The organism is Bradyrhizobium sp. 172, from assembly GCF_023101065.1.
GTDB classification, from domain to species: domain Bacteria; phylum Pseudomonadota; class Alphaproteobacteria; order Rhizobiales; family Xanthobacteraceae; genus Bradyrhizobium; species Bradyrhizobium canariense_D.
Genome location: NZ_CP064701.1, coordinates 2,987,684 through 3,000,391, shown reverse-complemented (window position 1 = coordinate 3,000,391; position 12,708 = coordinate 2,987,684). Strand labels below are relative to the sequence as shown.

The following is a 12,708-nucleotide window of genomic DNA, read 5'->3' as shown; positions in this document are numbered from 1 at the left end:
CCCGTTGTTCAATTGCGACCCTCAATCCCCCATCTGCTTGGGACGTCAGGCTCCCGGGATGCCGCCAGACGCCCAATCGGAACGTCCGAGAACGGATATACACGTCTCGCTGACAGATTTCAATATCTGTCAGTCAATGATCCGTGAGTGACAGTTAATATCTGCGGCCCCGGGGCACGTGCCGCTCATCGCGCGCCGCGGCCGGCCGATGCCCCCCACCCAGCCCAATCATCCCCCGCTACGTTGCCGGTGCCGTTTGTTTCGCTCTCCCCGCTCTGCTAAGTCACGGCGTAAAAAGCATTTTGGCAGGTCGCCCCTTCTGGGTCGCCCGCCCACCTTCCTGGAGCAGTCCAATGATCCCCCGCTATACCCGCCCGGAAATGGCCTCGATCTGGGAGCCGCAGACCCGGTTCAAGATCTGGTTCGAGATCGAGGCGCATGCGGCGGACGCCCTTGCCGAGCTCGGCACGATTCCCAAGGAGGCCGCCAAAACGGTCTGGGCCAAGGCCAAGGACGCCACTTTCGACGTCGCCCGCATCGACGAGATCGAGCGCGAGACCAAGCACGACGTAATCGCCTTCCTCACCCACCTCGCCGAGATCGTCGGCCACGAAGCGCGCTTCGTGCATCAGGGCATGACCTCCTCCGACGTGCTCGACACCTGCCTCAACGTCCAGCTCACCCGCGCCGCTGACCTGCTGCTCGCCGACCTCGACAAGGTGCTGGCGGCGCTGAAGAAGCGCGCCCTCGAGCACAAGATGACGCCGACCATCGGCCGCAGCCACGGCATCCACGCCGAACCCGTGACCTTCGGCCTCAAGCTCGCCTACGCCTATGCGGAATTCTCGCGCGCCAAGGAGCGCCTGATCGCGGCGCGCAAGGAAGTCGCCACCTGCGCCATCTCCGGCGCGGTCGGCACGTTTGCCCAGATCGATCCGCGCGTCGAACAGCATGTTGCGAAAGCCATGGGCCTCGTCCCCGAGCCGATCTCGACGCAGGTCATCCCCCGCGACCGCCACGCGATGTATTTCTCGACGCTCGGTGTGATCGCTTCCTCGGTCGAGCGTTTCGCGGTGGAGATCCGCCACATGCAGCGCACCGAAGTGCTGGAAGCCGAGGAGTTCTTCTCCGAAGGGCAGAAGGGTTCGTCCGCGATGCCGCACAAGCGCAATCCGGTGCTCTCGGAAAACCTCACCGGGCTGTCGCGCATGGTGCGCGCCTATGTGACGCCGGCGCTGGAGAACGTCGTGCTCTGGCACGAGCGCGACATCTCGCATTCCTCCGCCGAGCGCATGATGGGCCCCGACGCGACCGTGACGCTCGACTTCGCGCTGGTGCGCCTCGCCGGCCTGATCGACAAGCTGCTGGTGTACCCCGCCAACATGCAGAAGAACCTCGACCGCCTCGGCGGCCTCGTGCATTCGCAGCGCGTTCTGCTGGCGCTGACGCAGAAGGGCGCAAGCCGCGAGGACGCCTACAAGCTCGTGCAGCGCAACGCCATGCCGGTCTGGCGCGGCGAAGGCGACTTCCTCCAGCTCCTGAAGAAGGACGCTGACGTGAAGAAGTATCTCACTGACGCCGAGATCGAGGAGCAGTTCGACCTCGGCTATCACTTCAAGCACGTCGACACGATCTTCAAGCGCGTGTTCGGTGAAAGCTGAGCGTCATTCGTAGCCCGGGTGAGCGCAGCGATACCCGTGACTTCTCTCACAAAGATCCCGGATGTCTCTTCGCTCATCCGGCAACAACAACAGAGACGGAGCCTCCATGCCCATCGTCAATCGCGTTGCCGCCCTCTCCGACGAAATGGCCGCTTGGCGCCATGACTTCCACGAGAATCCGGAGCTGCAATACGACGTCCACCGCACCGCCGGCATCGTCGCCGACCGCTTGCGCGAGTTCGGCTGCGACGAGGTGGTGACGGGCATCGGCCGCACCGGCGTCATCGGCGTGATCCGCGGCCGCAAGTCCGCCTCGGGCAAGACCATTGGCCTGCGCGCCGACATGGACGCGCTGCCGATCATGGAGACCTCGGGCGTGCCTTATGCATCGAAGGTCCCGGGCAAGATGCACGCCTGCGGCCATGACGGCCATACCGCGATGCTGCTGGGCGCGGCAAAATACCTGACCGAGACGCGCAACTTCGACGGCACGGCCGTGGTGGTCTTCCAGCCCGCCGAGGAAGGCGGCGGCGGCGGCAAGGCGATGGTCGAGGATGGGCTGATGACGCGCTGGAACATCCAGGAGGTCTACGGCATGCACAACATGCCGGGCCTGCCCGAAGGACATTTCGCGACCACGCCCGGCGCGATGCTCGCCTCCTCCGACAACATCCAGATCACGGTCCACGGCAAGGGCGGCCACGCCGGCGCGGGTCCGCACAAGTCGATCGACAGCGTGCTGATCGGTTCGCAGATCGTCAATGCGCTGCAGTCGATCGTCGCGCGCAACGTCGATCCGCTGAAGTCCGCCGTAATCTCGATCACGCAATTCCACTCCGGTACGGCCTTCAACATCATCCCGGAGATCGCCGAGCTCGGCGGCACCGTGCGCACGCTCGACCCTGAAGTGCGCGATCTCGTCGAGCGCCGCATCGGCGAAGTCGCTGAGAGCATCGCGCGCGCCTATGGCGGCTCGGCGGAGACCAAATACACGCGCATGTATCCGGTGACGATGAACCATGCGCGCGAGGCCGGTCTTGCCGCCGACGTCGCCCGCGACATCGTCGGCGCCGAGCGCGTCAACGACAAGTTCATTCCGATGATGGGCGCCGAAGATTTTTCCTTCATGCTGGAAGCACGCCCCGGCGCGATGATCCTGGTCGGCATGGGCGACGGCAATGAGTGCCACCACCCGGCCTACGTCTTCAACGACAACATTTTGGGCCACGGCGCATCGTTCTGGGCGCGGTTGGTGGAGACGCGGATGCCGGCGGGTTAGTGCAGGTCCGCCGGGTGGGCAAAGCGAAAGGGTGCCCACCACAAACTTCTCCGCTGCAAATGGTGGGCACGGCGCTTCGCGCCTTTGCCCACCCTACAACACCGCTCATCCCTGATATTGCAGCACGTGCATGCCGGCGTTCCAGTCGGAGACGAACATCAGCCCGTCAGGCCGGACATAGGCGTCGCAGGTTTTGGCCGCGAGCGCGACGTTCGGGCGCGGATCGATGAGCTTTTTCGGTGTCGGCGGCACCCAATACGCGATCTCCTTCGGTGCGAAGGCGTCCCTGACGTCGAACACCCTGACGCCGGCATTGTTGTAGGTTGCGAAGATCGTCTCCTCGCTCTGGAACGAGCCCGGGCGGTTCTCGTGCAGATTATGCGGACCGAAGGTGCCGTTCGTGCAGAAATCGCGGTCGCGCGGGGTCGGCAGGGTCGCGATCGGCACCGGATTTGCCGGCGCGCGCACGTCGAGAACGAATGTATGGAACAGCCCCTTGGCGCAATTGTCCGCGTTCGCTTCGTCGGCGACGATTGCGAGCTGTCGCTTGGGCAGCGGCAGCGGCGTATGCGTCCCGCCGGCGAAGGGCGGCGACCAGTTGATGTGGGACAGCAGCTTTGGATTCACGGGATCGCTGATGTCGTGAATGGTGAAGCCGCCATCGCGCCACGCAGCATAGCCGCGATCACCCGCCGTGATCATGTGATGGAGCGCAAAGCGCTTGCCCTTCGGCGTTGCCGGCTCGCCGGCCGCACGGTTCATGCCCGGCAGCCACCATTTCGCGACGATCTCCGGCTTGGTGGTGGTCTTGAGATCGACCACGCAAAGGATGTGGTCGGTGAACCCGTCGAGATGCGCCGATACATAGGCATAGCGGCCGCCCGGCCACCACAGCCGATTGATGCCGAAGCCGGGCATTTCGAGGAATGCGATTTCGCGCATCTCGTTCGGTTTCGATATGTCGTGGATCGACAGCCCACAGCGGAATTTCTTGGCCTTGGTGATGCTGTCGACCAGCGTGTTCTCGAAATAGCCGCGCATATTGTCGTAGGACTGCATCGCGACGATGTTGGCGCCGTTTGCAAGCAGCAGCAGGTCTTCCGCCACCTGTAAATGGTGGGTGCGAGTGTATTGTCCCGCGGTGAAGAAATTGACCGGCTTCAGCGCACGCGGATCGGATGCGTCCAGGACCGTCACGCCGTCGCTGAACATATGTCCGACATAGACATGCTGCCGGTTGAACATCACCTGCACGCTGTCGGGCCGTCCGCCGATGTCGCTGTAGGAGATGTGCTTGATGCCCTTGCCGATGCCCTCGGGGGGAATGTCTGCCTCCGAAGCCCTAGCGCATCTCGACCACCCAGGCAGCGCGGCGGATCCGAGCACGGCCGACAATTGCTGAAGGTGACTGCGGCGCGAGAGCTCAAGCATCGGTTTTCCCCATTTTTTTGGGAATGATGCTCGCTTGCGGCGGGGCACGCAAGCCTCGTGTCGCCTGCCCTCACCTCAACCGCAGACGTGTCTGGTCCGGCCGGACATCACCGCTGCCTGGCCCTCAGTTGCAGACCTCGCCGGTGATCTTGGCGCTGGCGTTCGCATTGGGCACCGGCCCGAGGTGACAGCCCTTTGCGACCGGTCTGCATCCGGCGTTGTTGCAGATCATCTGCCCGGAGGACTGCGACTTCGGAGCCGCGGACTCCGCCTCCTTGCGGTCCTGGTCGCGCCTCTTCGAATCCTCGCGCGTGACCACCGGCTTCTTCTCCGGCACCTTCTCGCATTCATTGTCATCGCCGACGTGATAGCCGGCGCGGCAGGTGATCTTCGCGCATTGATCGCCGTCGGCCTTGAAGCCGAAATTGCATACGAGCGGACAGACGCGTCCTGGCTTCGCCTTCAGCGCATCGAGCGCGTCGACGCTTGCAACCTTCGCGTCGAGTTGGGTGCCGGCATATTTGTTGAACAGCGTCAGCGAGCGTTGCGATGCGGCGTTCCAATCGCCGTCAGCGGCGGCCGAAAGACAGCCGACGCGGCGCAGCTCGCTCTGAACGGATTTCGCGAGATCGCCGGGCGGCGGGGAGCTTGGCGGCGGCGACAGCGCGGCGACCTTCCTGCTTTCGGCATCAGCCGCCTGCTTGTCCGCCGCCTGCTTCGTTGCGGCCTCCGTCGCCGCTTTCTCGAGCGCCCGCTTCTCCGCGAGCGACTTGGCCGCGGCAGCTTCCGCCGCCTTGCGATCTCGTTCGGCCGCCTCCGCCTTGGCCTGCTCGATCTGCTTGGCTTTCTCGGCCGCGATCCTCGCCTCTTCCGCGGCTTTGGCAGCTGCGGCGGCTTTCTCCTGCTCGGCCTTCTGGGCTCGTTCGGTCGCGAGCCTCGCCTTCTCCTGTTCGGCCAGACGCGCCTTCTCGGTCGCCACCGTGCGATCCTCCTCGGCGGCAATCTTCTTCAACTGCACACGAGCGAGGTTGGCGTAAAAGCCGTCCGGATAGGTCTGGAGGAATGCTTCCCAGGCTTCGCGCAGGCCGGCCTGAAGCGCCAGCTCGTAGTCCTTGCGCACACTGTCCTGCGGGTTCGCCTGCGGACCTGCTGCGGCGACTGGCCTCAGCGGCACCAGCGGCACGTCGCTGCCGCCCAGGGAGCCATAGACATACGGCTCCTGCTTGTTGCCGGTCTTCTTCAAGACGTCGTCACGGACAAACCCGAATGCCTTGCGCAAGTCGAGCCCGGGCTTCGGGAGATGATCGGTCAGCGCGACCGCGAACGGGCTGTTGCGGGAGTCGCCATCCGACGCCGTCGATCCCGCCTTGGCCGCAAAGGCGATCATCGTGTTCGGACTGGTCGGCTCGACCTTGGCAAGTCCGCCACCAATCGCGCGCGAGGCCAGGGTGCGCTTCATCGTCTTGGCGAATGGGTTGTCGCGGCACGCATCGAGGATGACGAGACGAAGTTGTTTGGCCGGTTCGACCGCGTACAGCGCGCGATCCAGCGCGACCGTCTCGTCGAGGACGTCACCGTCAGTTTCCAGCATCGCATCGGTCGGAACGAGATAGTTGCTGCCGTCCAGCTCGATGCCATGGCCTGCATAGTAGATCACCGCCATGTCGGCATCGCGCGTCCTGGCCGCGAACTCGCGTAGCGATCGCCGCATTTCGCTGGCATTGAGGTCCAGCCGGATCTCGACCGTATCGAAACCCGCGTTCCTGAACATGCTGCCCACGAGCCCGGCGTCATTCACCGGGTTCGCAAGCCGCGGTGCGTTCTTGTAAGCGGAATTGCCAATGACGAGCGCAACGCGCTTGTCGGCCTGGGCCGATCCGCACCCCAGCCAAAGACCGAAAATCAACAGTGAAAGAGATCGCAAGACGATCATGAAACGCCGAGCCTTTTACGGGCGATTGCCTGTGACACCCTAATTGCAGACCTCGAAGTTGCCGCCTGTGGCTGTATTCGAACTAACCCTGCCGGGGATCGTCCCGCTGACAAGCCGACATCCCTTTTGCACCGGGCGACATCCCGTCGAGCTGCAAATAATCTGTCCACTCGCCTCAGGCCTGGACGGCGAAGATTCGCTTGCCTTCCGGTCCGTATCCCGCCTCCGCGAATCCTCACGCGTGGCGACCGGCTTCTTCTCCTGAGTCTTTTCGCACTCGTTGTCATCACCGACGCGATAGCCGGCGCGGCAGGTAATCTTCACGCATTGATCGCCGTCGGCCTTGGAGCCGAAATTGCAAATGAGCGGGCAGACGCGTCCCGGCTTGGCTTTCAGGGCATCGAGCGCGTCGGCGCTGGCGAGCTTGGCATCGAACTGAGTACCGGCGTATTTGTTGAACAGCGCCAGCGAGCGCTGCGAAGCTGAATTCCAGTCGCCGTCCGCAGTGACGGACAGGCAGCCGACGCGGCGCAGTTCGCTCTGGAGTGATTTCGTCAGATCAGCCACCGACAATGTGGATGCCGGCGCCGGCGCAAGGGCTGCAACTTTCTGCTCGACCTCAGGCATCTGCCGATCGGCCGCCGGTTTTACCGCCTGCTCCGCCTTCTCGGCGGCCTGCTTGGCGGCAAGCTCGGCCCTGGCCTTCTCCGCTGCCTGCTTCTCGGCTTGTGCTTTTGCCGCGGCAGCCTCAGCCAGTTTGCGCTGGTGCTCGGCCGCGTCCGCCCTTGCCTGCTCGATCTGCTTCTGCTTCTCCGCCGCGACCCGGGCCTCTTCGGCGGCCTTGGCAGCCGCGGCCGCCTTGTCCTGCTCGGCCTTCTGGGCGCGTTCGGCAATGAGCCTTGCCTTCTGCTGCTCGGCCGCGTTCGCTTTTTGCTCGGCCGACGCGCGCGTCTCTTCAGCAGCGATCTTGTTCATCTGGCCCTTGGCCAGATTGGCATAGAAGCCTTCGGGATATTGCGCCAGGAAGGCTTCCCAACCGTCGCGCGTGGCAAGCTGCAGCGCGAGCTCGTAATCCCTGCGAATCGAATCCTGCGGATTTGCCTGCGGACCGGTTGCAGCCGGCTTGGCAGAAACCAACGGCACGTCATCGCCGCCCAGCGAGCCATACACGAAGGGCTCCTGCTTGTTCCCGGTGCTCCTCAGCACGTCGTCGCGCACGAATCCGAACGCCTTGCGCAAATCTAGGCCCGGCTTGGGCAAGTGCTCGACCAGCGCGGTGGCGAACGGGCTGTTCCTCGAATCGCCGTCGGACGCAGTCGAACCGGCCTTTGCCGCGAAGGCGATCATGGTGTTGGGGCTGGTCGGCTCGACCTTGGCGAGTCCGCGTCCGATCGCGCGCGAAGCCAGCGTTCGCTTCATGGTCTTGGAAAACGGATTGTCGCGGCAGGCATCCAGGATGATCAGGCGCAGCTGTTTGGCCGGCTCTACCGCGAACAGCGCGCGCTCCACCGGGATGGTCTCGTCGAGCACGTCGCCATCCGTCTCCAGCGTCGCGTCGATCGGAATGAGATAGTTGGTGCCTTCCAGCTCGATGCCGTGGCCGGCGTAATAGATCACCGCCATATCGGCATCGCGGGTCCTGCCGGCGAACTCGCGCAACATGCGCCGCATCTCGCTGGCGCTGAGATCCAGCCTGACATCGACGGAATCAAAGCCCGCCTTCTTGAACATGCCGCCGACCAGAGTGGCATCGTTGACGGGATTGCCGAGCTTGGGCGCGCTCTTGTAGGCGGAATTGCCGATGACAAGCGCCACCCGCCGGTCCGCATGGGCTGGTCCGCAGGCGAGGCCAATGGCCAAAATCAACAAAACAAATATCCGAAACGGAATCACTTGCGTCCCCCCGGATGCAATTCCACGAGACTATTCGGACCATCGCTCAATTACCAACTCTTCCTATGTGATATTTGTCACATAAGAGGCTCTACCGGCGTTATGGATAATGCGGCGAAGCGTCGCCCCGCTTTCGGGCCGACGGTCGAAGCCGTCTGTTGGGTCCGCTACATTTGCACCACCTCATGGCGCATCACGAACGGTGCAAGCAGTGCGTGCACCTCGCTCGCAACCGCCTCGCGCTGATCCGCCGGCAGGCCCGCCAGCGTCACAGTCGCGATCGAACCGTGGCTGCCGTGAGCACCGACCCTGACCTTGCAGTCGATGCCGCGCTCAGTGAGCGGTGTCAGCACCTTCGTGAACACGCGCTGGGCTGCGTCCCAGCGCAGCTGCGGCTTGAACACCTTGCCGACGCCCGTCACCGGCATCGGATCGATCGGGATGACCTGCACCGGGACAGCTGCGCGCTCCGGCGTACGCTCGCGCACCCATGTCTCCAACTCGCCCGGCTCGACGGTCGCGCCCGGCTTCAGCTGCACGTAACCGACCGGCAGCTCGCCGGCATAGGCGTCGGGTTGGCCGACCACGGCGGCAAAGCCGACGGCGGCATGCCGGAACATGATCTCCTCGATCGGCGCCGGATCGATGTTGTGGCCCCCGCGGATCACGAGATCCTTGGCGCGGCCGGTGATCCAGAGATAGCCGTCGGCATCGAGCCGGCCAAGATCGCCGGAATTGACCCAGACCTCGTCGACGAAGGCACCCTTGTTGTGCTCGTCGTTGAGATAGCCGCCGAACACGCCTGGGCCAGCCATGATGACGACGCCAATCTCGTCCGGCGCGCAGTCGCGGATCAGCTTGCCCTCGGCATCGAGCTGGACGATGCGGACCCGCGCGTAAGGCATGGGAAGGCCGACCGAACCGAGCCGGATCGGCCGCGACCGATAGGCCAGCGTGTGCACGCTCGAGGTCTCGGTCATGCCGTAGACCTCGACGACCGGCAGCTTGAGCTTGTCCTGGATCGCAGACCCCACCGCGACCGGGATCGCGGAGCCGCCACCGGCTGCATATTTCAGGCTGGAGATGTCTGCATTGCCAGGCGGTACCGCGAGCGTCGCGGCGAGTACCGTCGGCACGCTCGACAGCGCCTCCGGCTTGAAGCGCTCGACCAGTTGCCAGATGTTCTTCACCGCATTCGGGTTGCGCCATCCGCTCGGCGACAGCACGACCAGCGAACCGCCAGCCGACAGCGTCGTCAGCACCTGCGTCAAGGAGCCCCCGACGTGAAACAGCGGCATGCCGAACAGCATGTTGGCGCCCGGCTTCGACTTCAGCAGCAGATTGAGCGCCCAGGCCTGATAGACTTGGTTGGCATGCGTGTGCCGCACCAGCTTTGGCGTGCCGGTGGTGCCGCCGGTGTGGAAATAGGCGGCGATGTTGCTGCCGAGAATCTTGCGTCCGCTGATAAGGCGGTCCGAAGGCTGCGGCTTGATGAGGTCGTTGAAGGCAAAGATTCCTCTCGCCGGATCGCCAGCACCGAACACCTGCACGATCGCCTTGAGCTGCTTGAGTTGCGGCCTGATCTGCTCGACTTTCTGCCAGATGTCGGTGCCCGGCATCGGCCCGAGCGCCACCAGGATCTTCGTATTCGCGGCCTCGAGGATCTCAGCGATCTGGTGCGGCTCCAGGAGCGGATTGACGGGATTGGCGATGCCGGCGGCCTCCGCGCCGAACAGCGTTACAAAGGCGTCCGGCACCAGCGGCAGCATGAAGCTGACGACGTCGCCCTTCTCCACGCCGAGTGCGTGAAACATGTTGGCCGCTTGCGTGACGCGCGCGATGAAGTCGCGGTACGTGACCACGACCGGCGTGTCGGCGGGATCGGCATTTTGCAGGAACTGGATCGCCGGCCCGTCGGGGTTGCGGACCGCACCCAGCCTGACGGCGTCGTAAGTGCTCTCGGCCGCGACGCGATCGGCGTAAGGGACCTGCTCGAAGGCTCGAACCTCTGCGTCCGTCGCCAGGTCGGGATAGTCGCTGCCGATGAGCCGATCGAGCGCATGGATGCCCGCCATGGAATTCCGTCCTCCCTCAGATGCATTTCCCCGCGCCCTGTCTTTTGACTTTTGGGTTGGCGGGGCCTCGACCGATGGCCGGCCGAGCACGGGCAGAATGATGGATGATTTGGCGTTCGTCCATGACCTAACGGCCGCCGTAATCGGGCTGTGGTGAGAGGCTTTTGAACCTGCGCGCCCGATCCGGGGACCAAGAACTGGCATAGGACTCACATGCCGGCGTCCTCGCCAGCGCCCTGGCGCAAGACTGAGGTGATCATGACTACGCCCCCGCGGGATTGCGCTACCCGGCTGTTCATCGCGCTCGCCGTGACAGCGGGGATCATGACATCGGTGATCGCCCTCCCCCGCGCGGCACTCGCCGAGGACGGCCAGCTCGACAAGATGCGCGCCAAGATCTCGGCCTTCATCGGCGACAAGATGGAGAAGCTCGGCGGGTCACGCATCGTCTACAAGGTGGACACCGATGGCCTGCGCGAGAGCGTAGTCACGGATTTGCGCGACGACGTCTACAAGAACCTGCGCGAGGGCAAGATCGCCTTCTCCGGTCTTGCGATCCGCGACGGCGGCGTTGAGTTGAAGATTGCCGACGTCAAGGGCCGCGAGCAACTCGCGCGCAAGCTCGCGTCGGCCGCGGAAGGATTGCCGTCGCATGCACTCGCCGTGACCGACGGCGACGGACTGGTCAGGCTCGTGCCGACCAATGCGGCATCCGCCGCGCGGTTGCACGAACTCGTCGAAGATGCCATCGCCATGATCGAGCAGCGTCTGAAGGAGGCCGGCGTCCAGCTGGCCAGCGTCCAGCCCGATGGGACCGACCGCATCCGCATCTTCCTGCCCGGTGTGATGGAGCCCGAGCGCGTCACCGCGGTCTTCGCCCGCAGGGTCAAGGTCGGCTTCCGCCTGATCGACCTCTCGGTGCCGCCGGAGCAGGCGCAATCCGGCACGCCACCGGCAGGCACGGAAGTCCTGCCCGGCTTCAAGGACAAGAGCCTTTATCTGGTCGCCAAGGACAGCGTGCTCGACGGCGACGACATCAGCTATGCGGGCCCGGGGTTTGCGAGCGCCACGAAAGAGCCGATCGCCTCGTTCCGCTTCAACGGCCGCGGCACGCGGCGCTTTGCCCACATCACCGAAGAGAATATCGCAAAGCCCTTCGCCATCGTGCTCGACGGCAAGGTGATCTCCGCCCCCATCATCCGCGAGCCCATCACCGGCGGCTCGGGCCAGATCTCCGGCAATTTCACCCTGGAGGAAGCAAACAGCGTCGCCATGCTGCTGCGCGCTGGTTCACTGCCGGGGCACCTCGGCTTGGTCGAGCAGGAGGTCGTGCCGCCCGCCAAGCCCTAAGGCGGGGGGATCGCCCCACGCCCACGCCTGGTCCCCCTCGCCCGGTCGGCCGCCGAGGTCGACCACGCCGAGGCTCGTACCCACTGGCCCCCGAATCGCGGGCGCGCCACGGCCATATGCACCGCCAAACAGGCAATTGCCGAAACGCCCGATCAGGCTAAAATTTGCCTCTTGCGGCACGGCGGCCCAAAACTTCATTCAAGCGGTCGTCGTTCGATTTCGGCTATAGGTGTCGAGAATACCGACCGGGACTGAAGGCCTTACGCGGGGATAGTACCATGCCGTCCGGCAGCACAGACATTTCGTCGATCCTCGACCGCATTCTCGAGGCGGCGACGGATAACCTCAGGATCGCGAAGATCCTGGTCCAGATGGGCCTCGATCCAAACAACGTCACCTATGACTCGATCTTCAATCGGATGCTGGAGATCTTCGTCCAGAACATCACGTTGGCCAATATGTTCGCCGCGGTCGGCGCCGGCTTCTTCGTCGCCACCCTCCTGATGCGAACGATGGTGCCGCTGCGCGTCGCCAACATGGTCGGCTGCGCGTTCTTCGCCGTCTTCGGCGCGCTCTCCGCCAACGTGTCGACCTTCCTGCTCTATCTCCTGCTGCTACCGATCAACGCCTTGCGCCTGCGGCAGATGCTCAAGCTCGTCAAGAAGGCGCGCCATGCAGCCGAAGGCGACATGTCGATCGAATGGCTCAAGCCGTTCATGACCGAACGCAAATATCGTCGCGGCGATACGCTGTTCAAGCTGCGCGATCCGGCTAACGAGATGTTCCTCACCGTCACCGGCAAGTTCCTGGTCAAGGAGATCAACATCGAGATCCTGCCCGGAACGCTCATGGGCGAACTCGGCTTCCTCACGCCGGACAACCGGCGCACCGGAACGGTCGAATGCATCGAGGACGGCCAGGTGCTGACGATCACCTACGACCGGCTGCTCGAGATCTACTTCCAGGACCCGCAGTTCGGCTATTACTTCCTGGTGCTGACCAGCCAGCGGCTGCTGCAAAACATCGAGCGCCTGCAGAAGCAGCTGGCAACAGAGAGGGCCGCCACCACGAACAGGATCGCGTGAG

General features: G+C 64.2%; 8 protein-coding genes. 4 read left to right on the top strand and 4 right to left on the bottom strand.

Annotation, left to right across the window (positions count from 1 at the left end; translation table 11 throughout):
• Positions 1 to 353 precede the first annotated feature (353 nt).
• Together purB and IVB07_RS14230 are read left to right on the top strand one after the other, a co-directional pair.
• Positions 354 to 1,661 (top strand): adenylosuccinate lyase, encoded by a 1,308-nt coding sequence (gene purB, locus IVB07_RS14235; protein WP_247361903.1) that lies wholly within the window; start codon positions 354 to 356, stop codon positions 1,659 to 1,661.
• Positions 1,662 to 1,767: 106 nt separating this feature from the next.
• Positions 1,768 to 2,940, top strand: a complete 1,173-nt coding sequence (locus IVB07_RS14230) for a M20 aminoacylase family protein (protein ID WP_247361900.1) — start codon at positions 1,768 to 1,770, stop codon at positions 2,938 to 2,940.
• 105 nt (positions 2,941 to 3,045) lie between these two features.
• On the opposite strand, the gene IVB07_RS14225 is transcribed toward IVB07_RS14230, so the two are convergent.
• From IVB07_RS14225 to IVB07_RS14210, 4 genes are all read right to left on the bottom strand, one after another.
• Entirely contained in the window at positions 3,046 to 4,371 is a 1,326-nt protein-coding gene (locus IVB07_RS14225; RefSeq protein ID WP_247361897.1) for a hypothetical protein, read from the bottom strand.
• Between the two features lie 124 nt (positions 4,372 to 4,495).
• On the bottom strand, positions 4,496 to 6,304 hold the full coding sequence (locus tag IVB07_RS14220) for a caspase family protein (protein WP_247361895.1): 1,809 nt from the start codon (positions 6,302 to 6,304) through the stop codon (positions 4,496 to 4,498).
• Between the two features lie 39 nt (positions 6,305 to 6,343).
• Positions 6,344 to 8,197 (bottom strand): caspase family protein, encoded by a 1,854-nt coding sequence (locus IVB07_RS14215; protein WP_247361893.1) that lies wholly within the window; start codon positions 8,195 to 8,197, stop codon positions 6,344 to 6,346.
• Positions 8,198 to 8,364: 167 nt separating this feature from the next.
• Complete coding sequence (locus tag IVB07_RS14210; RefSeq protein WP_247361890.1) at positions 8,365 to 10,272, bottom strand: acyl-CoA synthetase; 1,908 nt, start codon at positions 10,270 to 10,272, stop codon at positions 8,365 to 8,367.
• Between the two features lie 258 nt (positions 10,273 to 10,530).
• On the opposite strand from IVB07_RS14210, the gene IVB07_RS14205 reads away from it, so the two are divergent.
• Entirely contained in the window at positions 10,531 to 11,622 is a 1,092-nt protein-coding gene (locus IVB07_RS14205; protein ID WP_247297286.1) for a preprotein translocase subunit SecD, read from the top strand.
• A 278-nt stretch (positions 11,623 to 11,900) separates the two neighbouring features.
• The gene (locus tag IVB07_RS14200) at positions 11,901 to 12,707 is read left to right on the top strand and encodes a cyclic nucleotide-binding domain-containing protein (protein WP_018455547.1); all 807 of its coding nucleotides are present in this window, start codon (positions 11,901 to 11,903) and stop codon (positions 12,705 to 12,707) included.
• Position 12,708: the final 1 nt, after the last annotated feature.